Below are 26,253 nucleotides of genomic sequence, written 5' to 3' on the forward strand. Positions count from 1 at the left end.
TGAACCTTTAAAATTAACATATTCAAAGGAGAACTTCATTTTGAAAAAACAAAGCTTAATCAAGTTTATTCAAACCAGAACAGGTTTTTTGACGCTGCTTGTCTTCCTGTTTTGGCTCAAATATCTCTTCGTTGCCTACTGTGATTTCAGCTTAGGTTTAGGAGATCCTTATCAACATATCATCATGTGGCTGAGTCCAATCGGTACGGCAGTACTGCTTATCAGCATTGGATTTTATTTTCCAAAGCCAATTGTTTCCTATATCATGATGCTGGTTATGGACTGTCTAAATACGATTCTTTTATTCGCAAATGTTCTATATTACCGGCAGTTTACAGACTTTTTGACAGTCAAAACCATCACTAATGCAAGCAAAGTGGCTCCAGGTTTGGGTAAAAGCTCTGTCGCACTTTTACAACCAAGCGATATCATCATCTGGATTGATTTGATTGTCGTCATTCTGCTTCTGATTTTTAAAAAGATTAAGATTGATCAAAAATCCTATGGTTTGCTCACACCATTTGCAATTACCTCGGTAGGAGCATTTCTGGTGGGTTTTAATATGTTTTTAGCAGAATCGTCTCGTCCAAGACTTTTGCGCAATATTTTTGATCGCTCTTACGTCGTTAAATACTTAGGAATTGATGCTTATACGACCTATGACGGAATCAAGAGTGCGCAGACGGTACAAGATACTAAAAATGCCAGTGCATCTGATCTGAACAGCATCATTTCATACACTCAGCAAAACTACGCCAAGCCAAATTCAAGCATGTTCGGTATTGAAAAGGGCAAGAATGTTATTATCATTCACCTTGAGAGCTTCCAGCAATTTTTAATTAATTTAAAAGTTAACGGCAAAGAAGTAACACCATTCTTAAATTCTCTCTATTCAGGCAAGCACACGATTAGTTTCAGCAACTTCTACCACCAAGTTGGTCTAGGTCGAACCAGTGATGCGGAAAACATGCTCGAAACCAGTACTTATGGTATTTCTGATGGTTCTTTATTTACGTCATTGGGATCAGAAAACACATTTCAGGCTGCACCGCAGATATTAAAACAGCAAAATTACACTTCCGCTGTTTTCCACGGAAATGTCGGAACTTTCTGGAATCGCAGCAGTGTTTACAAGAACATGGGCTACAACTATTTCTTTGACCAGAATTATTTCAGCTCGGCTAGAACTGATAAAATCGGCTATGGTCTAAAGGACAAGCTGCTTTTTGCTGAAAGCATTAAGTACCTTGAGCAAATTCAGCAGCCTTTCTATTGCAAATACATCACTGTCACCAACCATATTCCATTCACGATGGATGCTGAGGATTTGGACCCTAACTTCAAGACCACCTCAACTAGAGACACAACGATCAACAACTATTTCCAGACAGCTCATTATCTGGATCAGGCAGTCCATGAATTCTTTAATTATTTGAAAAAATCAGGCCTGTACAAAAATACAATGGTTGTCATCTATGGTGACCACTACGGTTTGAGCAATTCTGAAAATCAAACGCTGGCTCCAATTATTGGCGAAAGTGCTGATACTTGGAATGAATTTAACAATGTTCAAATGCAGCGTGTTCCGTTCATGATTATTGCGCCAAACTTGAAAGGATACCGCAATAATGAGATTTCAGGCGAAATCGACGTTTTGCCAACCTTGCTTCACCTGTTAGGCGTAAATACAAAGAACTATATCCAATTTGGTAGTGATCTATTCTCCTCAGATTACAAAAAATGGGTTGTCTTTCGTAACGGAACCATTGTTAGTGAAAAATACGTAATCATTGGTGGTAAAGGCATCAAAGGCACTGTTTACGATCGCAAGAGCGGCAAGCAAATTTTGCATTACACCGCCCAAGAAAAGAAAGAGATCGCCTATTTGGCAGCACAAGCGAAGAAATCACTTAAATATTCAGATCAGCTGAACACCCATAATTTACTTCGCTTTTACACGCCTGCTGGTTTTGTACCAGTAAATCCAAATCAATACGATTACTTCACCAATTATCAGCAAATGATTCAAATCAGAAATCAATTAGCTGGAAAGTCGACTTCACTCTACAGTCAACATCACGGCTCAACAACAAAGCTTTATTCAACTGATGCAATTCAATTGAAGAATCGGCAAGATGAAATAAATAAGATACCCTCATCCGTTCTCAACAACCATTTGAATTCCAGCAAGAGCAGTTCAAGCTCAAGCAAAAATAAAAAATAGCAAGAAAAAAACGGCTAGTAATACTAGTCGTTTTCTTTTGCAACAAATTGCTCATAACCTTTGTCATAAATAATGACTGTAAAGGTTGATCCTTCTTGGGGCTTGGATTTAGCCGAAATCTTCCCGCCGTGCTGCTTAATCAGGGATGAAACAATTGATAATCCTAAGCCAGATTCACCTGTCCCCAAACGTGCTCTTGATGGGTCTGCTTTGAAGAAGCGTTCAAAAATATATTTAGTCTGTTCTGGGCTCATCCCGATCCCATTATCAGTTACCTGCAATTCACAGGCATGTGGCAAACGACGACCCTTGATTGTAATTTTGCCATCATGGGTAAATTGAATTGCATTTTGAATCAGATTAACCATAATTTGAGTAAAACGATCATGATCTGCATAAATCGGCAATTCAGCTGGAACATCTAAAATCAATTGATCATTAGCCTTTTTAGCATTTTGTTCCAATTGAGTTTGCAAATCATGCAACACTTTGCAGGCATCAAAGTTAGTCTTGATCAACATAATTTGGTTATTGCGAATCTTCTCATAATCCAAATTTTCATTGACCAGTCTAATCAATCTTTTAGTTTCTCGGCGCATTAAAGCAATGGATTTAGGCTTAGATTCTTCAGGAATTGCATCATATTGCAAACCTTCCAAAATTCCATTAATCGTAGTTAGCGGTGTTCTCATCTCATGAGCCGCATCGGCCATAAATTGGTCACGTCGTTCTTCCTGCGCTTTGACCTCTTCATTCGACTTCTTTAATTTTCGAACCATGCGGTTAAAATTGGCTGCCAACTGATCGATTTCATCATGATCCTTATGTTCAATTTGAACATCAAAATCTCCGGCGGCAACTTTTTCCGTTGCCCTTGAAAGGCGTTTGATTTTGCTGGTTGAGTAGTATGCCAAAATTAAACTTAAGATTAATCCTACTACCAAAGTAATAATTAAGGCATTGATCAAGTTTTTCTTTGCCATAGTGATTGGTCGTTCAACATTGCGAACTGTCGAACCGATCCAAATGATCCCAATCAGTTTCTGCTTGCTAAACCAAGGCATCAAGACACCGGTATAAGCGTATTTGGTTTGCCCCATATACGCGCTTTCCTGATTATTGTTGCGAATTCGAATTTCCTGACCTTTTTTCAAAGAATCATAAACGTTCTTGGGCAACTTAAAAGTGATTGTGGTTTGAGGATAGATCTGTTTATTTTTCGTGTTAAAAATTCGAAAGTGAACATGCTCAGCACTAAGAATAAACTGCAATTGATTTAAAAAAGTCGTATCCAGCGTTGCCTTTTTGCCACTGCCTTCTGTTGCAGCCAATTCACCAATCGCATTACCATAGCTTTCCATTCGCCCAAAATTTTGCTCATAAGCTTGATTGCGAACGTAATCAATTTCAGCGAAGCCAATAATTGAAACTGAAGTAATGATAATCAATAAGAAACTGAGCATGTGCTGATAAATAAGTTTCATTATTCAACCTGCGAATCATCAAATTTGTAGCCGACACCCCAGACAGTTTGAATAACTTGAGGACCGACTTTTTCAAGTTTTTGCCGCAATTTCTTAATATGAGCATCAACCGTTCTCTCTTCACCGTAATACTCATATCCCCATACCAGTTCCAATAATTGGTCCCGTGAAAAGACCTGCTTAGGCTTTTGTGCCATCGTAAATAACAGATCAAATTCCTTAGGCGTCAAAGTTGTCACTGATTTGCCATTAAACAGAACTTCTCTTCTTGATTTTGAAATTTTAAGATGCTGCGTTTGAATATCATAATCATTGTTAACTTGCTTGTTAACAGCATTATTGGTAGGCTCATCCATCATTACGCGTCGATGCAGCGCCTTAATACGAGCAATCAATGCAATTGGACTAAATGGCTTTGATACATAGTCGTCAGCACCAACGCCCAAGCCTAGAACTTGATCAGCTTCGCTTCCCCGTGCCGTCAGCATAATAATTGGTACTGTAGGTGAAATTTGTCTAACTTCTTTAGCAACTTGAATGCCATCTTTTTTAGGCAGGTTCAAGTCTAGAGTAATCAAATCGTATTCTGAGGCGTGCTCTTTAAACATCTCAACTGCTTGCACGCCATCAACGGCAACATCTTGCTGCCATCCTTCTTTTTTGAAAAACATCTCCATCATCTCAGCAACAGAGGTGTCATCTTCAACCATCAAAATTTTTAAACTCATTCTTAATCTTTAAATCCCTTTGTCCGATGATGTTTAACTTTGTCTGGCTCAACATAATCAGGTGGCAACTCATTTCTTGCTTTTAAAAATTTTTGAAGACTCTTCTCAGTCCAGACTATCGGCAAAATAATGAAAATGTAGAAAGTCAACAGCCATATAAGAAAAAAGCGATCCGCATTAAGCAAGTGGATAATCAGCCCGATTACAAATTGAATAAAACCAAAGAGCAAACAATATAAACTTGCTCGTCTCTGTGCAAATTTAAAACTTGCCTTATTCACTTGAGCTAAATATGATAAATAGCCATAAATTTGGTTCGGTCGTTTGGCTGGTGAAATCAGCCAAATTAAACCAACTGCCATCATTACGCTACCACAAGCTATGTAGATCACTATTAATTCGCTTCCCTAATAAAATTGTTGTCTATTCTTCACCTGGAGCAGACATTATAATTCTCATTTTACCAGTGAGAGCAAAATTTTTCATCTGATCTGGAATAATTAAATTCGTTCCGAGCTTTAAATCCCAACTTTGACCATCAGCTTCAAGCTTGCCAGAACCTTTAATTACAGAACACAACAAATATGGATGATTCTTGAGACTGGACTTCCAAGTACCGTCCAAATCAATTTGCCATAAGTAAAAATACGGCGAAATTGGTGGCTCAACAAGAGTCTTGATTGAAGCATCTTGATCCTTATCAGTATGAACATTAAGTTTAGGATCAACGTGCGGAACTGTTGTTACGTCAATTGACTTTTGCGTATGAAGTTCACGTTTTTTGCCAGTCTTTTTATCAACTCGATCATAATCATAAAGACGATAAGTTACGTCACTGGATTGCTGTGTTTCAATTACCAAACTGCCCTTTGTCAAAGCATGAATGGTACCAGCTGGAACGTAGAAGAAATCGCCAGCTTTGATTGGGACTTTACGCAAAAGCTTGTCCCATTCGCCTTTATGAATCATATCAGCCAGCTCTTCTCTGGTTTTGGCATGGTGACCATAAATAAGATATGCGCCTGGGTCAGCCTGCATAACGTACCAGCTTTCAGTTTTGCCTGAATCATGTTCTACTTTGGCTGCATAATCATCATCTGGGTGCACTTGCACTGATAAGTTATCATTGGCATCCAAGAATTTTACTAATAATGGAAATTCTTTTGCTTTAGGATTGCCAAAAAGTTCAGGATTCTCATGGTAAACGTCTCTCAATGATTTACCTTTAAGTGGTCCTGCAGTTACAGTTGAAGCATCATCTTTGTATCCAGAAATAATCCAGGCTTCGCCAACTTTGCCTTCTGGAATATCATAATGAAAAATTGTATCTAGTTTGCGTCCACCCCAAATTTTGGGTCTAAAATATGGTGTTAAAAAAATTGGTTCCATCAAAATTTGCCTCACATAAAGTATATACTTTCTATAAACAAAAATGAAACCCTTTTCGCTTTTCATTTAATAATTTTAACATAAGAAAAAATCGCATTAGAAATTAATCTAATGCGATTTTGTATCTAGTGGAGATGAGGGGAGTTGAACCCCTGTCCAAACGCAGCTCATCACTGACCTCTACAATCATAGTTATATTACTTGAACTTCACTAGCTCAAAACGCCATATAACAGGGCTAGAATGAACTAGCTAACCTGCTCAGACTCTTTCTAACTATTCAGGTGAGGTAGTTAAACGTAACTCGCTAATGTTGATACCTAGAACCGGCCACGAGTAAGCTGGTTAAAGGCAACACATGCGCCTAATTAGGCAGCTAATGCGTAAGAATTACTGTTTTTTGCAGTTAAATTTAAATTAACGTTTTTACGTAGACGTAACCTACGAATTGCAGTCAGTGCAAGTCTACGCCTGTCGAATCCCAAAAACATCCCCATAAAGAGAACATTATCTATTATACAAATTAATTGCTATGTTCTCAAATATTTGGCTTAATTAGTCTAATTTGGCCAATCTTGCAACATCACGTTCAATCATTAACTCTTCATCAGTAGGTACAATCATGACCTTAATCTTAGAATCAGGCTTGGTGATGAACTTTTCACCATTTGTTTCGTTAGCCTCAAGATCTGGATCAATGCCCATGAATGCAAGTTGTTCCATCACAGCTTGACGAACGCCTTTATCATGTTCACCTACACCAGCCGTGAAGATAATTGCATCGGCTCCACCCATTTCAGCATAATATGCGCCAATGTAACGAATAATTCTGTTAATGAAAATTTTTCTAGCAAGTTTAGCACGTGGCTTATCGCTTGTCTTGATATCGCGCATGTCTGGAGAAATACCAGAAATACCGAGCAAACCTGACTTTTTGTTTAACACGGCAATGATCTGGTCAATGTCCAAATGTTCCTTGTTCATAATGTATTCAAGAAGTGATGGGTCAACATCACCGGAACGAGTAGACATCGTGATACCAGCTAATGGACTGAAGCCCATTGAAGTATCATAAGATTTGCCATTCTTAACAGCCGTAATTGATGCGCCTGAGCCTAAGTGACAAACAATTAGTTTCAAATCCTTAGGATCTTTTTGCAATAATTCACTGCTTCTTTGAACTACATAGCGGACTGAAGTTCCGTGAGCACCGTATTTACGTACTTTATATTTTTCATAATATTCATAGGGAATTGAATACAAATAATGCACAGGATCCAAAGATTGGTGGAAGGAAGTATCAAAGACACCAACCTGAGGAACATCTGGCAAAATATTCATAAAAGCTTCGATTTCCATTGCTTCTGGCATATTGTGAAGCGGTGCGTATTGCGTTAAATCGAATACTTTCTGAATATTGTCCTTGGTGATGATAGTAGATTCTTTAAAATCTTCTCCACCTGCAACAATTCTGTGTCCTACCCCAATAATTTCATGAATATTATCTATTACTTTATACTTTTTCAAGTTTTCAATTAAAAGCTTTACAGCAATTTCTTGGTCTGGGATCTTCACGTGTTCAACATGCTTAGTACCATCGGCAAGTTTAATTTCAAAGGTTGAGCCATCAAGCCCTACTCGATCAACCATTCCCGATGCCAGTACCTTTTCATCAGATACCGAAAAAAGCTTGTATTTAAATGTAGAACTACCTGAGTTGATTGCTAATACTTTCTTCATAAGAAAATCCTCCACAACTAATGATTTTTTTCACAAACTAATCACTCGATTTAGTATACCACTCGTTAAGTTTAATATTAAATGCGATTAGGGAATCTTCTTTCTTAAGTGAGTCTAATTTAGTTAATAAGACATCTTTAGCCTTAGCATTATCACCATGATTCTGGAAAACTAAAATAGATTTTTGGTTAAATTTATTTCTGAACATGTCATCTGGCAGATCAACAATTGCATTGAGGAAAACTTTCTTAGTCAACCATGGCATAAATTGATTGCGATCTTTTCCTTGCAGCATCCCTGTTGGAACGAGCAAGAATGCGAAACCGCCAGCTTTTAGATTTTTAACGATTTGCTCTACAAATAAAAAGTGAGCGTAAGAATGTCCTTTTTTATTCTTTAATTCAAAGTGCTCAGCATTATTGTCTAGTGGATAATAACCAATCGGCAAATCAGACACAATAGCATCGGCCGGCTCTGTCATCCAAGGCATCATCGCATCTTGACAATAAAGATCAATCTTTAGTTCACTCAAATGAGCTGCAATATCAGCAAAATCTAGCATTTGCTCATCATTATCGATCCCAGCCAACTGGTAAAGATTCTTGGAATGATTCTCTGTCTTTAATTGATTAATGACCGAATAAAGAAGCGAACCAGTACCCAAGGCAGGATCAACTACTTCCAGCTGTTGATCTGCTGGCAAAAGTCGCTGCATTAAGAGAGCAATGACCGTTGCCAAAGCTGGTGGCGTCGACATTTGATTGCTGTTGCGGCCATCGTCATTGATCGCTTTTAAAGTCAAATAGTTAAAAAACAAGACTTTGCTGCGTTTTGGCAACTGCTCATAATTCAATTTGGCATACATTTTGCTTAATTGGGCAACTGTTTCTGTATCAGGAGCGCCCATCTCAACCTTGATCTTGCCATTTTCCAAGTTATCAAAGGTTTCAGTCAATGCTTCGCCAAAAGAAACATTAAGTGCGTTTTGCAAGGTTGTTACGCAAGCTAAAAATTGGTTAAAAAGTTTTTCGAAATTTTCCATATTCACCCTTCTTCTAATCCTTATTTATTTTAATAAAAAGAATCAAAGGGTGGCAAGTAAAGTTAATTATCTCGCAAATATTCAATTATCATTTGATTGCTTTCCACAGTATCATGCAAAATCTGCTGATAAAAAGTCAAATACAATAGACAAGTACTTAAAACTAGAATGCTACTCAGAAGTGCGCTTCCCTTTGACCGCTTTCTTTTCTTCTTTTGCTTCATCCGGTTTCTCCCGCAACTTAAAATACAATTCTGACTTTCGTCCATCTTCTTCAGTAATAAAAATTTTGATTCTGTTTTTGCTCGTTTCAAATTCTGCTTGATCAACATTTAACAATAAAGGCATATGTCCACTTGCATTAGTAGTTACCCTGATCATGTTTTTATATTTTTCTAAAACATATACTTTATTATTGTCTTTCAATCCGGAAAAATCCGCTTTTCTGCTATTTGATAATTCAGGCAGTACATAAGACTCGTGCTCTTTTAAAAAATTGTTCAACTGAATGTAGGAAAAGGCTACCTCATTAACCGGATGCTTTAAATGACGTGCTGTTTTTAAACTAACCAGCAAATTCTGCAGCGCGATCACAATTAGCAGAGTGATAAACACTGAGAAAATTGCTTCAATCAGCAAAAATCCCTTTTTAGCTTTCATATGCTACTCCCTAAAAACATGATCATGAACAACGACTTCCTTAAGCTTAAATTCATTCAACATATAATTCGCCAATGCCCGATCGCTGCGATACTCAATTTTCTTTTCAAACTGTCTGCTATCAAGAATCATTGTTGTAAAAGCAGTCAGTGCAATCAACGTGATCATCAATGCTATCAAGCTTTCAATCATTAAAAAGCCTTTATTCTTCATCATAAATTATCTTTCCCCAAGTCATTTGAATTCGCAGTTTCTTAGAATATTTGCCATAAGCAAATCGCAAAGTAGTAGGACTAACTGAACCATTTCTTTGAATTTCATAATTATGAAGGTTGGCATTCCTGTTGAATATAGTGAGGTTGGCTGGCATATCTATTCTCTCTTCACTATTCTTGCTTTTAATTATTAAACAATGGTCATATTCACTGTAATCAATACACACATTTTGATTCTTTAGCACTGCCATTCGACTTGCTCGTTCAAAGCTGTTCCTAAATTTTTCTATAGCGGCATAAAATACTAGCTGTGTGCGATATTCTTTTAACTGCAAACTGCCAACAGTTGCTAATAGACATACGATGAACAAAGTAATCAGTGCTTCGAGCAAAGTGAAGCCCTTACTCTTGCTTTTGTCTAACTTTGCCATCTTTATCAATCTCATATTTTCCAAGTTTGCTCTCTTGGTCCTTAGTCAAGTAATCACCATCTTTTAATACGTCCAAACTGGTAACTTTTTTGCCTGGATGATTGTCCTGGTAAAGTTCAACCTGTGTTTGCAAAGTCGAAACAAACGCTTCATCCGTTTTCTTTTGCGCGTGATTTCTTTGGTTAACCAAATTTGGCGCGATAATGATTAAAAGCATAACGATAATCGCAATAACAATTACCATTTCAATCAGGGTAAAGCCTGATTGTTTGCGACTCTTTTTCATTAAATTAATTAAATAGTTTTTAACTCTCTTTTTCATCGTTATATCCCCTGCATCATGCTGTACATTGGCAGCAATAATTTCAAATACATTCCAACAATACATAACCCTAAAATGATGAAACAAAATGGCTGCACGCTAACAACGAGCTTTTCAATTCTGCCTGTTAATTCTGTAAACAAACTGTGACCCAAAAGCAGACACCGTTTGCTGAGGCTGTCTCTTTTTGATCCGCTCTGCAACAATAGCAGTAAATTATCAGGCAAAAAATCTTCTTCCTTAATAATTTTTTCTAGACTTATTCCTTGATTCAATCTTTCACCGATTTTTTCGCCTAAATATTGCTGTAATGAACCAGCATACTGCTTAGCAGCGTATTCACACATTTTCTGCAACGAAAAACCACTCGCAAGCAGCATTCCAATATCGTAGACCACTAAATAGTTGACATAAGTTCTAATAGTTTTGCCAATAAAAGCATATTTGCTTAATTTTTTCAGAGAAGCATAATCTTGTTTAGCTAGCAGCGTCAGCATTTTGGCAAAATAAAATACTCCGCCGCCAATAATAACAACCAAAGATAATAAAATAATGTCACCGGTATAATTGCTGCTTTCCTGAAATTGCGTAGAAACGAAAGTCTGCATAAAAAGCAGCAAGACGATCATCATCCCTGCCAAAACAAAAGGATATGATAGTTCTACCCACAGCTTTTTAATCTGCTGATTCTTTAGGCGGTTAATTATTGTCAACTGCGACAAGCATTCAACCAAATTTCCCTGACTCAATGCCAAGTTAATCTGCATAACCGTAGTTTTTGAAAAACCTAAACGAAAAAGCTCGGTTGTAAGCGACCCGCCATTTTGCATTCGCTGATTTAAAGCAATTAATAGTTGTCTTTTTTTGGGCCACATAACTGCCATTAATTCCAAACTGCTATTCAAAGAAAAGCCGTTTTTTAAACTGCTCTTTAGATAATCTAAGAATTCGAGCTGTTCTTCTCCATTTAATTTATCCTTCTTTGAAGAAACTGTAAGCATATTCATCAATGGCTCCCTCCTCTTTAAGTTTGATAATATTCTCTTGCCATAAAACGAATTCGCCACGAACATCGCGCATCAAATTATCTTGAAGTACTTGTCCACCAGCGATATCCATCAAGCATGAAAAGCCGCTGCCATTTTTGGGTAGCAAGCGCTGATAAGAAACAGCCGTTAAACAATTAGCTAATTCATCATTGCGAATTCCTAATCCTTCAAGTCGGGTAATTGTCTGTAAGGTACTCTTCGCGTGCACCGTTGCTAAGACCAAATGCCCACTTAATGCAGCATCAATGGCTAGTCTCGCTGTTCCTGAATCACGAATTTCACCGATAATTAAAATATCAGGTCGATGCCGTAATGCCGCTTTTAATAGGCTCTGATAATTAATGCCGGCCTCATTATTGATCTGTGCTTGCAAAAAACTGCTCTCATGTACTTCAACAGGATCTTCAATCGTCATTACGATTTTTCCTGCTCCAATTTTTTTGGCAATTTCATACATCGTTGTTGTTTTGCCTGAACCCGTGGGACCACTAGTTACAATTAATCCTCGCTTACGACTAAACTGCACAATTTGCTGCAACTGTTCTGCAAAAAAATAGCTGCTCTGATCAGTTTGATAAATAATTCGAATGACTAGCGATTCTTGATCATCAAAATCACCCAAACTGGATAAACGCAAGTAATATTCAGTTTTATCATTGCAATAATTCATCGCGCCTACTTGAGGTCTGCGATGTTCAGCAATATCCATTTGCGCGGCGTATTTAAAATAATTGATCAATTCTATTCCCATCTGCCGCTTGAAATCTCGAACAACTTCCACGCCGCTATCTTCACGAAAAGCGAGCTGATAACAATCACTCTTTGGCAAAAAGAAAATATCGCTTATTCTTTTCTGAACTGCCTGCTGCAAAATTTCTTCAATTAATTCTTTTGCTTGCAAAAAAAATCCTCCTTTTTAGCCCTCTATATATTAAGTACGTAAAAAAGGAGAATTTTACCGAAAAAATTTAAAAATTAAAAAATCGTCTAGCCTTTCGACTAGACGATTCTATTAAGAATTATTCATCATCATCTGCTGCAGCAGTGTAAACATTTTGAACATCGTCGTTATCTTCAAGAGCATCAACTAAGTGTTCAAATTGTTCCTTCTTATCTGCTGGAACTGGAGTGGTGTTTTTTGGAATCATGGTCAATTCTGCGTTAGCAAGTTTGTAACCATCCTTTTCAAGAGCATCACGAACTTGTGCGAATTGCTTAGGATAAGTATAGATTTCAAAAGCATCATCACTAGTTTGCAAATCGTCACCACCAGCGTCCATAACATCAAGCAAAACTTGATCTTCGTCAGCATCAGTAGTTGAACGATCAATTACAATGTAGCCCTTACGGTCAAACATGTAGCTAACTGAACCAGTAGCACCAAGAGAACCACCGTTACGAGTAAAGGCAACACGAACATCTGAAGCAGTTCTGTTCTTGTTATCTGTTAAAGCTTCGACAAAAACAGCAACACCACCTGGGGCGTAGCCTTCATAAGTAATTTCGTCGTAGTGTTCGTCTGAGTTACCTTCAGCCTTCTTAATTGCACGTTCGATATTGTTCTTTGGCATGTTGTTAGCACGTGCCTTATCAATTACCATCCGCAAATTAGGATTCCCTGAAGGGTCAGGACCACCACTCTTTGCAGCCATATAAATTTCACGAGATAACTTTTGGAAAATCTTACCTCTTTTTGCGTCTTGCGCATTCTTGCGGCCTTGAATATTGTGCCATTTTGAATGTCCTGACATTAGAATCCTTCTTTCTTTTATTTATATTATTAACGTTAATTATCTTAACTCACACACTATTAAAATTCAATATTATCAGTGGTTTATCGCTTTATTTTTCCCGATTCTCATAGTAACAGCCAAGCAAACTAATAAAATAATAATTCCACATAAACTGCCAGCTCCATCCAGCATCACATCATGAACGCTAGGAGTACGATCACCTGTTAAATATTGGTGATATTCATCAAAAGCAGCAAATGCAATAGTCATAAACCAAACAAAGAATGGTCCCGTCCATTTAAAAACAAAAACTCTTTTTAAACCAAAATAAGAAAAAATTCCTAATAAGAAATATGTGCCGAAATGGGCCAATTTTCTAACAAAAAATTGTGTAAATCCGGCTATTCCACCATCTGAAACTCGGTTATGCCAGGCACCGGCGTATTTGATATTCCAGTTTTTGATTACCGGTTCAATAAAACCAAACCAGCGTTTAATTTCTGCTGGATCCATTTCCTGCTGCTTATAGGTCATTGAACTTGAGATAAAAAGTACGACCAACACAAGCAATGCCAATATAAAAGAGATCTTTTCGGTTTTAGTAAATTTAAAGTTCTTCATCAATTTCTCCTCAAAATTTGCGACTTAATAGCCAATTTATTGTCAACTGTCAATTATCTGTCAGCCATCAATTATTTGACTATTGTCCATTATTTTATTTGCCAGCTGATATAATAGTGACTATAATAGTGAATGTAAATAAAATTTTACTAAATATTCTAAAACATATTAATTATCAAAGGAGATATCAAAATGTTTAATTTTGTTTTTTGGGTTTTAGCTATTTGGTTTTTAATTAACGTGATTTGGATGTGGTTCAAACTTGATGACCAATCTTTACAAAAGACCTTTGCTTGGATTAATGTTGCCGCTGTTGTAATTGGCTTCTGGGTCTTTTACGGCGTAAGTCATCCAGCTGGTGCTCTTAGCAATTGTTTCTTAGCAATCAACTGTCTAAACGTTGTATTAGCAATAGTACAATTCTACTTCGGCTACCGCAAATTAAACAAGTAATTGGATAGCTACAATTGTGAATTATTATTAGCTTATGCCCTACAATATTGTTTATTGTAGGGTTTTTTATATAAAATTGAACTATTATGAAAAAAGATTTACGAACTATTAGAACAACCACTGCCATTCAAACGACATTCATTGATATTCTGCAAGAAAAAAGCTTTAACAAAGTAACAGTCAGTGAAATTGCTAAAAGAGCATATATTGACCGGCAAACTTTCTAACTGCATTACACCGATAAATACGATCTTTTAGCCCAACTAGTAGATGATGTAATAAAAACATTAAAGAGATTTTGGACGAGCGATTGCATGAAGGTCCAGCGCTAAAGAAGCTTGAAAGCATTTATCGTATACATGGCGATTATCTGCGTACAAACAAGCTGCTAATTACTACTTTGCTAAAAATCAAAACTGACAATATTTGCTAAAAAAAAGAACTGCAAAAGGTTTTCATTGAAAAATATCAGTCTGACACCCAGCACCAGCTCACGCCATTTCAAGCTGACATAATGTCGATGCTCTATATTCAAACTTTACAGCTGTTTCTTAATGATGAACAAGAATTGAATATCGAAGAAGTCAATGATCTGCTCAAAATGATCAAGGAATTCATCAGTTAAAACAAGAAAGAGGTTAACCCTAGTCTTTCATCCCTTTTCTATGTAAAATTAAATAGAAGAAATTATAAGGGGTTAGAGTTATTGAATGAATATCAAATTCAAGAATAAATCGCCAGGAATTTTCTAGTAAAAATAAAATATTTTACTAGAAAAGGGCGAAAAATTTAAAGTGGATGAAATTAAAGAATTGAATCCTGAAAAAAAGTTTATTTCTTGGCAAACCTTGTTTTTGATGGACTTGTGTACAGTAATCGGCATCGACGATATCATGTACAACTTTCAAAACCAAGGCATGTCAGTTATTTTTTCTTGGGTAGTAATGGTATTGTTTTACGTTATTCCTTATTCCCTGATGGTAGGACAATTGGGTTCTGTCTTCAATAAAGAAGGCGGTGGCCTTTCATCATGGGTTCGCGGAACTGATGGAGAATTCTTAGGCTACTTTACTGCATGGACCTACTGGGCAGCTTCAATTCCCTATGCTGTTGACTCAGCTAATGAAATCATAGTTGACCTGGGTTGGGCCTTAACCGGTTCAGAAAAATTCCAAAGCAAAATTTCCAATAGTACTTTTGCTATTTTGACTTTCTTGATGTTTATCATTTTCATTATTGTCGAACATCACTTTTCACGGTCAATGGAGCTTTTGTCAACAATTGGTGGCGGCTTGATGGTTGTCATGACTATTTTGCTGGTATTGCTTGCTTTTGTAGGTTTGGCAAAATCCGGTGGTCACATGGCAACTCAGCCATTTACTTGGAAGACGATGCTGCCTAACTTCAACTGGCACTATTTCTCAACTATTGCAATGCTGATCTATGCGATGAATGGCTGTGAATTAGTAGCACCATATGTCACCCAAATGAAGAAGCCTCAATATGACTTCCCTAAAGCGATGATTGCTTTGGCTGCGATGACTGCTTTCTTAACCATCTTCGGTTCCTTCTCACTAGGAATTTACTTCAATGCCTACCATATTCCTAATGACTTGAAGATGAACGGTGCCTACTACGTATTCGATATGATCGGCCAACAATATGGCTTGGGCAAGGGCCTGCTCTTCTTCTGGGCTTGGACTTCAGTCTTCTTCAACTGCGCATTGCTTGCAGTTTTGCTCGATGCGATGACTAGAATGCTGATTTCCGATACTGGTGAAAAATACATGCCAAAATTCTTGCGCAAGAAAGACAAGAACGGCTTGCCTATTAACGGCTATATCTTAACCGTCTCATTATCAGCCTTCATTATGATTTTGGGTATCTTCCTGCCTAACATGAATGATATCTTTAACTGGCTTTTGAACTTGAACGGAATTGTTTCTCCTGGCGTTACCTGCTGGATTTTCTACTCCTTCATGCGTGTCAGAAAGAATTCAAAGAAATTCCCTTCAAAATATGTTTATATTAAAAATGACAAGCTGGCATACACAGTTGGCTTAATCTTGCTTGTCGTTACTGCAGTTGCCACAATCATGGGCATTACGCCACAAGACGTAGCGCAATATAGCGGCACTTGGTGGTACGAATTAATTATCAACATCGTTTCCGTTGTTGTCCTGATTGGATTAGGTGCCATCTTGCCAGGTATTCGCAGACGTGAGGTCGAATACGGCATTGCTTTTGATAAACCGCAATGCATTTCAATGATTGCCCTGATTTTAATCGCAATCATTGCTGGTATTTCATTAGGCGCTACCAAATTACCACTGCGAGGACTTTACATTTTCATCGAAGGAATTGCAGTTCTAATCATTGTTTGGTTAATTGGACGACGTAAACCGGATATTAACAATGGCTTTAAAGCTGAAGAATAACGTCAAGGACCACAGACAATTTGCCTGTGGCCTTTTTTTAGTTTTATGAATAAAGCGCTTACTGTATAATGGAAGTAACAGTTATAGAAAGGAATTAATAATCATGACAGAAATTCCATTCAAAGCCGTTGCAGTTGATGTTGATGGCACCTTCGTTAGAGATAATCGAACTTTTGATCAAAATCGTTTTGAGCGTATTTTGGCCCAATTGAAGGCCAATCATATCCATTTCATTGTGTCCAGTGGTCGGCCACTTTCACGTCTAAAAGTAGACTTTGCCAATTTTTTAGATCGAATCGACTTAATCGCAGATAATGGTGCGGTGCTGGTGCAAGATAACAATATTATTTCGACCCACTATTTGACACCACAAACTGGGCAAAAACTTTTAGCTTTCATTCAAGAAAAATTTTCAAGCGTTGATATTTGCGTTAGTGGCAAGGATTACGCTTATTATTTACAAAGTGCACCTAGTCATTTTAAAAATACGATGAATTATTACTATCCTAACAGTATTGCTTTGCGCGATTTCACTGAAATTCCTGCTGATGATCGCATTATAAAACTAACGCTAAACTGCCCAGCAGATTTGGCAAACACGATTGAAGACAGTTTTAACAGCGGTTATACTGAACGAATTCACTGTACAACAAGTGGTTATAAAGATATTGATATCGTTCCATACGGCATCAATAAAGCACAAGGATTGAAATACTTTCTGCGTTACTTCAAACTGACTTCCGATCAATTAATTGCCTTTGGCGATGGCATGAATGACAAGGAAATGTTAGAACTAGCCGGTTACAGCTATGCGATGGCTAATGCCTATCCAAAATTATTCCAAATTGCTAAATATAAAGCACCAAGCAATAATGACAGTGGCGTGCTTAAAGTGCTGGAAGATTATTTAAATAAGTAAAAAGAAGCAAAAAGGGCCTAGAAAATCTAAGTCCTTTTTTTACTCTCGTTTTTCATCTTCGCTATCTAAAGTAACTTCACCGACGACATTCGTATTAAAGAACTGTGCTACCTGATGCACGCCCATACTTTGTCCTAAAGCCCACATTAACTTGGTAATTGCACATTCAGAAGTCATATCATGAGCACTGATCGCACCTTCAAGCAAAGCCAAACGACCAACTTCGTATTTGGTTAGATCGCTTCTTTCATACAAACACTGACTACTGGCAATGACAGGTATTCCTTGCCGAATCAACTTGCCTACTGCACCTACCATATTGCGCCGGATATAGTTCATTCCGCCCATGCCATAAGCTTCAATAATAATCCCATGACAGCCGCTTTTTGCCATCGCAAAAAGCAGATTTGGATCAAAGCCAGGGAATAATTTGACCAGCGAAATATGGGAGTCAATATCGGTATTTAATTTGCAAGGTCCGCTTACTGCTTTTACCTTTTTTTCAAATACCATTCCATCAGACGTAATTTTAGCCACTGGCGGTACATTGACGCTTTCAAAAGCATTAAAGTTAGTCGTTCTTACCTTAACTGTTCGACATCCTAGCATTACTTTGCGGTCAAAGGCCAAATAAATGCCCGGTGCACACTTTGTTGCAGCGGTAAAAGCTAAACGCAAGTTGTCAGGTGCATCACTCAAAACAACGTTAATTGGGACCTGGCTGCCAGTTAAGACAACAGGTATCTCTATTCCCTGCAGCATAAATGAGAGCATTGAAGCCGTATATGCCATCGTATCCGTCCCATGAGAAACTACGATGCCATCATAATCGTTTCGATACTTAAAGATTTCTTCAGCGATAAACTTCCACTCTTCAGGCTGAATATTAGACGAATCAAGCTGTAAAATATTTTTTACTTCAATCTCAAACGGCAATTTTCCCAAAAGCTTGATTAGCTGCTCACCTGATTCTTTAGGAACTAATCCAGAATCAGAAATTACTGAAGCAATCGTGCCTCCTGTAGACAAAAGCAATATCTTCTTTGCCATGTTTATACCTGCTTTTCTAATCTTCTCTAGCCTCTGCTAAAGCTTCAACAACCGCGGTTTTTACTGCCTTGGTCAAAATACTTGCACTTGAAATACCATTGATATTGACAGATTGTGCATTGATAATTTGTCCTTTAAATTCTTCTTCAAGGGAAGGTTCAATCGGCTGTTCGCCCTTCAAACTGTGCAATTTTACATCCACAATTTTGTTTTGGGCGATTTCTACCTTAGCTTTTACCCTTGCTGGTTGCTCTAGTTCAGCCTCAAATACTTTGGATTTAAAAATACACTTTATTCCTATCATTTTCAAGCAATTTTATTTTTCTTTCGTCCTTATCCAATCCCCATTTATCTTTATTATTCTAACAAAAGAAGACAAAGAAAGACTGGTTTTTCCCAGTTTTTTTATAAAATCTTTTAATAAGTGCTTGCCACTTGCCTAAAAATAACCCAGTGATTATTATTTCTAGCAAAATACATTTTCATTTGCGGCGGCCAAGTATTAATGCTGCCACCCCAAATTCTGGCTTTAACTTTGTTTTGACCAATAAGAGAAGCATGATCTTCATCAATTTTAATATTTGAAACATTTTTCTCAACCGAAGAGTAATATTTCATTTCTTCATTTTGAATTTGATCAATCCATTGCATTTTAGGCTGAACAAAACCGGTCATATGAACTAATTCCATGCTTGGAGCAAGAATCTTATTCAAAACAGTGATATCATGCTTGACCATTGCTTCATTTTCTTGCCGATATAATTCGATTATTTCCTGTTCATCTTTTTTTGTCATTTTCATTTCACCTGACTTTTTAATATGGTTCAATGTTAATGCCAAAATTGAAAATAACCAATTTGAAAATCAATACTTAAAAATAATTTATGTTTATTATTTTTGAAATTGCTTCTTCAACAGATCGGCAAACGTTCAATGTATAAGCCGGAATTATCTGCCTTCCAAAATGCATAATACTTTTGCTTAATTTCTTCATGATTGTTGAGCCAAGTCAAGGTTTGCAACGCCTGGGTATCAATATTCTTGCTGGTCCGGTTATTAATCAGCAAATAACCCTGTCTTGAAGCAGCTATCATTGCAGCTTCATCATAGGTTTGGGCAATCACAAATTCACTCTTAACGCCCAAAATATCACGATAATATTCTTCCTCGGCTGCAGCTTCATTAGCACCAACAATTAAATGCATGGCAAATCTTCCAGTTCAGTGCTTTCGACCTTTTCTTTATCAGCAGCAAACGTTCCTTGACTAATAATTACTTTATAATCGCTGCTGGTTAAAAAGTCATTCATATATAAATTAGAAGGCGCTCTTCTTAAATCACTGAAAGCAAAATCAATTTTGTTATCTTTTAGGGCCTGATAAAGTTGTTCATGACCACCGCTCGTAATCTTGATTTTTACATCTGGATAAGTCTTAGAAAACTCAGCAACTGCCTGTAAAAATTCAGTGGTACCGAAGTTGCGCAAATAACCTGCATGCAAAATATATGGCTTTTTCTTTTGCTGACCAATGCTTTGCGTTTTAGTGACCAAATCATTTAAATTATCAATAACGTCCTGTCCATGTTGATAAAAATATTGGCCAGCCTTTGTAACTGTGAAGCTGCGTCCCTTTCGATGCAAAAGCTCCACGCCTAAATTTGCTTCTAATTCTTTAATTTGCTGTGATATTGCGGGCTGTGAAATATGACATTCTTCAGCTGCTTTAGTGAAATTTTTATTCTTAACAACAGCGATAAAGTATTGAATTTGATTAAACATAAGATTCCCCGCTTCTCTTTAAAAACTCGTTATAATTATTTTAAGGATTGCTTTGATTAAATAAAAATAATTAAAAATAATAGTAGTATACGGAAACTGTATAGTAGGAGAAAAGATGAAATTCGTTTTAGCACCTGATTCTTTTAAAGAGAGCATGACGGCAAATGAAGTGTGTCAAGCAATGGCAAGTGGCATTCGTCAAGTCATGCCTGACGCAAAAATCATTTCTGTTCCGATGGCCGACGGCGGTGAAGGTACAACTAGCTCTTTAGTTGATTCTAGGAAAGGACAATATATTAAAAAACAAGTCACTGGTCCCTTAGGAAAAAAAGTAACCGCCTATTATGGACTAATTGATCATGGAAAAACAGCAATTATCGAAATGGCACAAGCCAGTGGCTTGAATTATGTGCCTTTTGAAAAAAGAAACCCGATAAGTATCAAAAGAGCAACAACCTACGGTGTAGGTGAATTAATTATTGATGCTTTGGATCACGGCGTCAAGAAAATCATCCTCGGTTTAGGCGGCAGCGGTATGGCCCAAGCAATTGGGGTAGACTTTTTTGACCAAAAACAGCAAAAGATCCAGAAAAAGTTGGGCGGCGGTCAACTAAATGACATAGAACGCATTGATTTGTCGCACATTGATCCACGCATTCAAAATACAGAATTCATTTTGGCAAGTGACGTCACAAGTCCATTAATTGGCGCAGATGGCGCGAGCTATACTTTTGGCCAGCAAAAAGGAGCTGATGCACCTACACAAAAGCAGCTCGATTGTAACTTGCAGCATTATGCTGAGGTTATTCAAAAATGTTTTAAAAAAATATTACGCATATTCCAGGAAGCGGGGCTGCAGGTGGTTTGGGCGCAGGTCTTCTTGCCTTTACTCCCGCAAAAATAATGCCAGGCGTTCAAGTCGTAGCTAAAGAAAATAAACTTGAAGCAAAAATCAAAGATGCAGATTATGTCTTCACCGGTGAAGGTGGAACCGATTTTCAAACTAAATTTGGCAAAACACCCTATGGGGTCACCCAAATTGCGCAGAAAAACAATGTACCAGTAATTTCCTTAGCTGGCTATTTAGGTGATGGTATTGATCAGCTATATGGATGCGGCTTTACGGCCATCTTTGGTATTTTGGCAAAAGCATCCTCTTTGGATGAAGCATTAAAGGATGGCCCGACCAATGTTGCTCGCACTACTGAAAACATCGTCAGATTAATTGCAATAAAAAAATAAAATGCCTGCAAAACAAACATTTTATTTTTTTGACTGAATATAAGTCAACAAGGCTGCACAGCCTTTTTTTATTTGCCTAAAAGCGGCATCAAAATCATTAGTGTACCATGGATCATCGATATCACCATAATCGTCGGCAAAATAAAGCAATTTATATTCTTTATGATCAGGATCGCCACCAGTAATTTGATTCATATCCATAAAGTTTTCTTCATCCATACAGATTAGATAATCATACTTTTGATAATCATCCCTGACCATTTTCCTTGCAATATGCTCACCATAAGGAATACCTTGTTTTTCTAATTCACGCGTTGCTCTCATGTCCATTGCATGTCCTACAGCATCGTTAGTAGCAGCAGCGGAATCAATCAAATATTGATCACCTAGTTTATTCTGATGAACCAAATCCTTCATGACAAACTCAGCCATGGGTGAACGACATATATTACCATGACAAACAAACAATATTTTATGCATGTGAAGCATCATTCCTTTTTATCCATTTTAACAAAAACAGCCAAGCAATAGCTAAAACAATGCCTATGATTAACCCTGTCCAAATACCGGCCTCAAGCTGAATTGAAATACCCTTGTAAACCTTGCTCTGCAACTCATTATTTGCCTCGTTGCAGAAATACCACAATGCTCCAAAAGAAATTACGGAACCCAGCAGAAGCGGAATCGAAGCAGTATACCGTTTGAGCCACATTAAAACTGCACTCAGAATATAAAGCAAAATAATGACAAAAATTGAGTAACGATAAATGCTGATCAAATGGTAAACCTGCCTAGATTCTTCACGTAATTTAGCATTGATTGCTTCAACAATAAAACGATTGATTACATCTTCCAAACGATTTTTGGCCTTAAGGCCTAAATCTCCTGTACTTACCTTCCCCTTATCATCATAAATGCTAGTTAAATGATAAACATCTGCATAAGAAAATTTTAAATTGACGTGCTTAGGCAAGCCACTAATCAGCAAATCCTCCAAACCAGATTCTTTGACAATTTCGACGCCGCTTTTAATCTCGGCATCTTCAGATTTAGAAACAGAGCGATTAATAACCGTTCTTGCCATCTCATGCGTATTATCAATTTTGATAGTAGCCGAACTTAAAAGTAAAAAATACAAAGACAAGCCAGCCAATAAAATCGCAACTAATCTAATTATTCTAGAACCATATTTCATTTACAACAAACTTCCACTAAATTACAAACTTTTTTAACGCCTTGGCAATTCCATTATGATTATTATCATCAGTAACAAAATCAGCTTTTTCTTTAATTGAACTAATTGCGTTTCCCATTGCAATCTTTTTAAAATCAGGATTCTCAAACATCGATAAATCATTGCCCTGATCGCCAAAAATCATGACATCTTTAGGATTGATTTTTAATCTAGAAGCTAAGTCCATAACCGCATTGCCTTTTGAAGCACCAATTGCATTAATCTCAATACAATTGTCCAGACTGCGAACAATATCATAGGATTCAAAAGTCCATTCTGGCAAAGATCCCCATAATTTAGCAATTTGATCACTATCTTTGGCACAAGTAAAGCCAACTTTATTGAAGGTAAAATCTTTAGGGATTTCATCACGATTTCTTACGCGCAATTCATTATTAGTTAAAGCTGCGTTAATTTGCATTTGTACTGAAAGATTACGATCTAGCGTCCAAAAACATTTGGTTGTTTCAAAATGCAAATTAACATGACTTAGCCTTTGCAGACGAAGCATGGTATTAAAATCGCGATAATCCATTTCTTGACTCATTAAGACATCGCCTGCCAAATTTTGAACCACCGCACCATTGAAGACGATCGCATATTGTTTTTCACCTTTTAAGCCAAGGATATCTTCATAAGGCATTACACCAGACAATGGCCTGCCAGACACAAGGACAATTTTTATTCCTTGATTTTTAGCTTCTTGCAAAGTTCTCTGTGTTTCTGCTGATATTGTATTTGAAGTTGTTAATAATGTTCCATCCAGATCAACCGCGATTAATTTGATAGCCATCCATTCTTCCTCCTTTACCAAAATTTAATCTTCTTTTTTATTATACAAAAAGCCGTGAGTTTCCTCACGACTTTTTAAAGTTTATTTGAATGGATATTTATTGCTCAAAACTTTTATTTTTTAATTAGGCTTTCTTTTCGTCTTTTTCAGCGTTGTGGTAAGACTTAACGATTTCGTCAACCAATTCTGGATCGTCCTTCAAGCCGGTGGTTTCAACAATGACGTCCTTAAGATTTTCATCTTTAAGCATTTGCATCAATTTAACGCTTTCCTTGTCCTTAGGTTCGTCAAAGTGGTAAATTCTACCAACAGTTTCCATCAAAGCGCTGTAGTCCAAGTTTCTTTCCTTCAATTCACGAATTGGACGAATAGATCTTTCGTTGTAACCAAACTTACGGATTGGAGTTCTACCTACACGAGCAATATCATCTGAAATGTATGGGTTTTGGAATCTGCTCAAAATCTTGTTGTGGTATTCTTCCAAACTTTCTTCAGTAAATTCCTTGTTCCACTTGTGGTACAAAAGTGAACGGGTTTCGCTCAAAACTCTCCTAACTTGCTTCAAAACAAATGGATCTTTAATTGCATCACCAATTGTTGAGTAGCCCAAGTTCTTGCCAGTGTAGGCAACAGTTGCGTGACCAGTATTAACTGAGAACAATTTTCTTTCAATGTAAGGTTCAAGGTCTGGAGCGTAATCAACACCACTCCCTGCTCAACCTCAGAAAGGTCCTCAGGCCCAAGCATTAGCAGAATGCGTTTTACCTGAATTTCATTATCTAAATCAAAAATTGTAAATGAACACCGCGTAATATCAGGACTGCTTGTATGGAGCAAGGCAAGGTGACTGTTTGGAATACCAACTGGAGCAAGCCTGATTCTCTTTAATAGTCTTTTGGCTACTGAGCGTTGGTTCTTAATTAGACTCCGATCTGAATGAGCCAAGCAGTCCTGCACAATTGCAATTAGATCCTCAGCATTATATTCCAGACGCTGAACCTTGATGTCATTGACCAAGTCCGAGCAAAATAAAGTACTGATTGAAAATTGTGAGAGCTTTTCAACCGCATGGCTTCCACCATTTTGAGCATGCTGCTGATTCACTGAAGCTTCTGCAGGGAATTTTTGCTCATATTCCTTGATATAAGAATGAATGTGGTTGATCTCATCATCAAAAAGCAAAGGACTGACTAATAAATAATCGCGTGAAAAACCTTTTAACTCCAGTGTTGAAAGAATAAGATCATATTTTTGCAAATCAAGTTCGGCCAAATTTGAAACACGACTTAATTTAATATGCTTAATTTCTGGAAATTTCTGCTTTAATCTTGCCCCCAAAATTGCTGAAGTACCTATCCCATTTTCACAGATTACCAAAGCACTTAAGGATTGACTGTTTTTTCTGCTGGTATATTCATTGGCAAAATAGAGCAATACAAGCTGCATTTCAGAAGTTGTAAGCTGTGATTGCGGAAATTCTTTAATCCAGCTTTCTTTGACCACCTGATACAAATCGCTAAAGCGATTGCTAAGTCCTGCCAGCATTTCTATTCGCGTATTGGGCAATGGCGTGACGCGATGCTCGCTCAAACTAAGAATGTGCTGAGTTAGCCGATTGACAAAATTAGGATTTTTTTGGAAGTTCCAGTGCATTTGTTCTGAAACATTTTTAACATAGTTTTTTACTTTAACGGAAACTTCCAATTCATGGTCACTATCATATGACAAAACTGATTGGCGATGATCGCAATTCATGACCTTATTGGCTAAATAAGTAATGTCATTAGGTGAAACTGCTACACTCTTAATTTTTGAATACAGTGACATAAATTTGAAAACATAGCCCTTATATCTTAAAGAATCATGAGCAGGCTTCACTAGCTCAGCAGAATAGCCTTCGTCAATACGCATGATTGATACGGCAAATGCCAAAATCACTTCAATAATTTGATAATCGAAATCTAATTTAATATTGCTAAAAACGCTTTTATCTAAGCATTCCTTAACGTCAACTAATGTATCTCGATTTAGCAGCCTTAAAAAATAGTTAGGATCATCTTGTTCATGATGCAAGTAACGAAAGAAATCATAGTCATTGATTTCACTTAATAAAATTCCAATTAAAGCCTGACGCCGTTCACTTTCCGGACTTGCAACCAAAATTCCTACTCCCTTTTTTCTAATCAAACTGATTTTATACTCGGCCAAGGATTTTTCAACTACATCCAGGTCATTTTGAATAGTGGCTTCACTGACATTTAAATCAAGCGCTAATTGAATTATTTTGCATGGCTCATTTGTCAATAACAAACTCGCCGCAATGGCATTTTCTCGTTCAGCCACTGTCATAGTCATTTTCCCCTGTACTTTTTGTACTGAGACATTTAATTTTTTAAGAGCAGTCTGGTCGCCTTGCAAACTATATTTTTTCTTTTCATTGCTTATTTCTAGGCCTTCTTGGGCCAAAGCTGAACGCAAATTTTCAAATTCGCGATAGATAGTTCGCCGACTTACCCCAACACGTTCTTCTAATTATTTAATTGTTAAACCCGCAGGACTTGCAGCTAGAACAGCCAAAATCTGCTTTTGTCTATCTGTTAAAAAATTCATCCTAATCAACCTTTATTTTTCACTACCACTTCTTATCTATGATTATACCCAAGAACAAAAAAAGAGAACAGATTCAAAATCAATGTCATTAAGTTAA

Annotated in this window: 27 protein-coding genes, 1 other RNA gene and 3 pseudogenes; 6 read left to right on the forward strand and 25 right to left on the reverse strand. The window is 37.1% G+C overall.

Going from position 1 to position 26,253, the window contains the following annotated elements; genetic code table 11:
- Window positions 1-40: 40 nt before the first annotated feature.
- Complete coding sequence (locus B2008_RS04165) at window positions 41-2,224, forward strand: LTA synthase family protein (protein ID WP_281827992.1); 2,184 nt, start codon at window positions 41-43, stop codon at window positions 2,222-2,224.
- Window positions 2,225-2,247: 23 nt separating this feature from the next.
- Here the strand turns inward: B2008_RS04165 and B2008_RS04170 are convergent, their stop codons facing one another.
- The 15 genes from B2008_RS04170 to B2008_RS04240 all read right to left on the reverse strand — a co-directional run bounded on the left by B2008_RS04170 (window position 2,248) and on the right by B2008_RS04240 (window position 13,637).
- On the reverse strand, window positions 2,248-3,708 hold the full coding sequence (locus B2008_RS04170; protein ID WP_281827991.1) for a sensor histidine kinase: 1,461 nt from the start codon (window positions 3,706-3,708) through the stop codon (window positions 2,248-2,250).
- Entirely contained in the window at window positions 3,708-4,436 is a 729-nt protein-coding gene (locus tag B2008_RS04175) for a response regulator transcription factor (protein ID WP_281827989.1), read from the reverse strand. Before B2008_RS04175 ends, B2008_RS04170 begins: the two co-directional genes overlap by 1 nt.
- Before the next feature lie 2 nt (window positions 4,437-4,438).
- Window positions 4,439-4,828, reverse strand: coding sequence for an SdpI family protein (locus B2008_RS04180; RefSeq protein WP_040457047.1), 390 nt, complete (start codon window positions 4,826-4,828; stop codon window positions 4,439-4,441).
- Window positions 4,829-4,859: 31 nt separating this feature from the next.
- A complete protein-coding gene (gene manA / locus B2008_RS04185) occupies window positions 4,860-5,825 on the reverse strand; it encodes a mannose-6-phosphate isomerase, class I (protein WP_281827985.1) in 966 nt (321 codons plus the stop codon).
- 126 nt (window positions 5,826-5,951) lie between these two features.
- Window positions 5,952-6,319: a transfer-messenger RNA gene (gene ssrA, locus B2008_RS04190) on the reverse strand.
- A gap of 60 nt (window positions 6,320-6,379) precedes the next feature.
- Complete coding sequence (locus tag B2008_RS04195) at window positions 6,380-7,564, reverse strand: acetate/propionate family kinase (RefSeq protein ID WP_281827982.1); 1,185 nt, start codon at window positions 7,562-7,564, stop codon at window positions 6,380-6,382.
- A gap of 37 nt (window positions 7,565-7,601) precedes the next feature.
- Window positions 7,602-8,606, reverse strand: a complete 1,005-nt coding sequence (locus B2008_RS04200) for a class I SAM-dependent methyltransferase (protein ID WP_281827980.1) — start codon at window positions 8,604-8,606, stop codon at window positions 7,602-7,604.
- A gap of 171 nt (window positions 8,607-8,777) precedes the next feature.
- Window positions 8,778-9,266, reverse strand: a complete 489-nt coding sequence (gene comGF / locus B2008_RS04205) for a competence type IV pilus minor pilin ComGF (protein WP_281827978.1) — start codon at window positions 9,264-9,266, stop codon at window positions 8,778-8,780.
- 3 nt (window positions 9,267-9,269) lie between these two features.
- Complete coding sequence (locus B2008_RS04210) at window positions 9,270-9,482, reverse strand: type IV pilus modification PilV family protein (RefSeq protein WP_006351788.1); 213 nt, start codon at window positions 9,480-9,482, stop codon at window positions 9,270-9,272.
- Window positions 9,469-9,912, reverse strand: a complete 444-nt coding sequence (locus B2008_RS04215; RefSeq protein ID WP_281827976.1) for a prepilin-type N-terminal cleavage/methylation domain-containing protein — start codon at window positions 9,910-9,912, stop codon at window positions 9,469-9,471. The genes B2008_RS04210 and B2008_RS04215 overlap by 14 nt, the downstream gene beginning before the upstream one ends.
- The gene (gene comGC, locus B2008_RS04220) at window positions 9,884-10,234 is read right to left on the reverse strand and encodes a competence type IV pilus major pilin ComGC (RefSeq protein ID WP_080881515.1); all 351 of its coding nucleotides are present in this window, start codon (window positions 10,232-10,234) and stop codon (window positions 9,884-9,886) included. Before comGC ends, B2008_RS04215 begins: the two co-directional genes overlap by 29 nt.
- Window positions 10,235-10,236: 2 nt before the next feature.
- Window positions 10,237-11,241, reverse strand: a complete 1,005-nt coding sequence (locus B2008_RS04225; RefSeq protein WP_414671995.1) for a type II secretion system F family protein — start codon at window positions 11,239-11,241, stop codon at window positions 10,237-10,239.
- Complete coding sequence (comGA, locus tag B2008_RS04230; protein WP_281827862.1) at window positions 11,207-12,184, reverse strand: competence type IV pilus ATPase ComGA; 978 nt, start codon at window positions 12,182-12,184, stop codon at window positions 11,207-11,209. Before comGA ends, B2008_RS04225 begins: the two co-directional genes overlap by 35 nt.
- Window positions 12,185-12,302: 118 nt before the next feature.
- Window positions 12,303-13,034, reverse strand: coding sequence for a YebC/PmpR family DNA-binding transcriptional regulator (locus B2008_RS04235; RefSeq protein ID WP_281827860.1), 732 nt, complete (start codon window positions 13,032-13,034; stop codon window positions 12,303-12,305).
- Window positions 13,035-13,109: 75 nt separating this feature from the next.
- A complete protein-coding gene (locus B2008_RS04240; protein WP_281827858.1) occupies window positions 13,110-13,637 on the reverse strand; it encodes a VanZ family protein in 528 nt (175 codons plus the stop codon).
- Window positions 13,638-13,829: 192 nt separating this feature from the next.
- On the opposite strand from B2008_RS04240, the gene B2008_RS04245 reads away from it, so the two are divergent.
- From B2008_RS04245 to B2008_RS04260, 4 genes are all read left to right on the forward strand, one after another.
- Window positions 13,830-14,090 (forward strand): hypothetical protein, encoded by a 261-nt coding sequence (locus tag B2008_RS04245; RefSeq protein ID WP_281827856.1) that lies wholly within the window; start codon window positions 13,830-13,832, stop codon window positions 14,088-14,090.
- Between the two features lie 86 nt (window positions 14,091-14,176).
- Window positions 14,177-14,317, forward strand: coding sequence for a hypothetical protein (locus tag B2008_RS04250; RefSeq protein ID WP_281827854.1), 141 nt, complete (start codon window positions 14,177-14,179; stop codon window positions 14,315-14,317).
- 567 nt (window positions 14,318-14,884) lie between these two features.
- A complete protein-coding gene (locus tag B2008_RS04255) occupies window positions 14,885-16,528 on the forward strand; it encodes an APC family permease (RefSeq protein ID WP_281827852.1) in 1,644 nt (547 codons plus the stop codon).
- Between the two features lie 103 nt (window positions 16,529-16,631).
- Complete coding sequence (locus B2008_RS04260; protein WP_281827850.1) at window positions 16,632-17,447, forward strand: Cof-type HAD-IIB family hydrolase; 816 nt, start codon at window positions 16,632-16,634, stop codon at window positions 17,445-17,447.
- 39 nt (window positions 17,448-17,486) lie between these two features.
- Here the strand turns inward: B2008_RS04260 and B2008_RS04265 are convergent, their stop codons facing one another.
- From B2008_RS04265 to B2008_RS04285, 5 genes are all read right to left on the reverse strand, one after another.
- Window positions 17,487-18,497 carry an asparaginase gene (locus tag B2008_RS04265; protein ID WP_281827848.1) on the reverse strand — a complete coding sequence of 337 codons (1,011 nt, stop codon included), beginning with the start codon at window positions 18,495-18,497 and terminating at the stop codon, window positions 17,487-17,489.
- Window positions 18,498-18,513: 16 nt separating this feature from the next.
- Window positions 18,514-18,807, reverse strand: coding sequence for a hypothetical protein (locus B2008_RS04270; protein WP_345739783.1), 294 nt, complete (start codon window positions 18,805-18,807; stop codon window positions 18,514-18,516).
- Window positions 18,808-18,914: 107 nt separating this feature from the next.
- Window positions 18,915-19,292 (reverse strand): nuclear transport factor 2 family protein, encoded by a 378-nt coding sequence (locus B2008_RS04275; protein ID WP_281827846.1) that lies wholly within the window; start codon window positions 19,290-19,292, stop codon window positions 18,915-18,917.
- A 116-nt stretch (window positions 19,293-19,408) separates the two neighbouring features.
- A complete protein-coding gene (locus B2008_RS04280) occupies window positions 19,409-19,702 on the reverse strand; it encodes a hypothetical protein (RefSeq protein WP_281827844.1) in 294 nt (97 codons plus the stop codon).
- Complete coding sequence (locus tag B2008_RS04285) at window positions 19,693-20,277, reverse strand: LysR family transcriptional regulator (protein ID WP_281827842.1); 585 nt, start codon at window positions 20,275-20,277, stop codon at window positions 19,693-19,695. Before B2008_RS04285 ends, B2008_RS04280 begins: the two co-directional genes overlap by 10 nt.
- 115 nt (window positions 20,278-20,392) lie before the next feature.
- Between B2008_RS04285 and B2008_RS04290 the strand changes: the two are divergent.
- Window positions 20,393-21,519, forward strand: a pseudogene (locus tag B2008_RS04290) (glycerate kinase).
- A gap of 21 nt (window positions 21,520-21,540) precedes the next feature.
- Here the strand turns inward: B2008_RS04290 and B2008_RS04295 are convergent.
- The 5 genes and pseudogenes from B2008_RS04295 to B2008_RS08280 form a co-directional block, all read right to left on the reverse strand.
- Entirely contained in the window at window positions 21,541-21,999 is a 459-nt protein-coding gene (locus B2008_RS04295) for a low molecular weight protein-tyrosine-phosphatase (protein ID WP_281827840.1), read from the reverse strand.
- The gene (locus tag B2008_RS04300) at window positions 21,992-22,714 is read right to left on the reverse strand and encodes a hypothetical protein (RefSeq protein ID WP_281827837.1); all 723 of its coding nucleotides are present in this window, start codon (window positions 22,712-22,714) and stop codon (window positions 21,992-21,994) included. The genes B2008_RS04295 and B2008_RS04300 overlap by 8 nt, the downstream gene beginning before the upstream one ends.
- Window positions 22,715-22,730: 16 nt before the next feature.
- Window positions 22,731-23,546 (reverse strand): Cof-type HAD-IIB family hydrolase, encoded by an 816-nt coding sequence (locus tag B2008_RS04305; RefSeq protein ID WP_281827835.1) that lies wholly within the window; start codon window positions 23,544-23,546, stop codon window positions 22,731-22,733.
- Window positions 23,547-23,670: 124 nt separating this feature from the next.
- Window positions 23,671-24,249 (reverse strand): annotated as a pseudogene (locus tag B2008_RS04310) (mannitol-1-phosphate 5-dehydrogenase); the annotation flags it as partial.
- A 1,478-nt stretch (window positions 24,250-25,727) separates the two neighbouring features.
- Window positions 25,728-25,901, reverse strand: a pseudogene (locus tag B2008_RS08280) (helix-turn-helix domain-containing protein); the annotation flags it as partial.
- Window positions 25,902-26,253: the final 352 nt, after the last annotated feature.

It is taken from the genome of Lactobacillus sp. UBA5813, from assembly GCF_002417895.1.
In the GTDB taxonomy this organism is placed as follows: Bacteria; Bacillota; Bacilli; order Lactobacillales; family Lactobacillaceae; genus Lactobacillus; species Lactobacillus amylolyticus.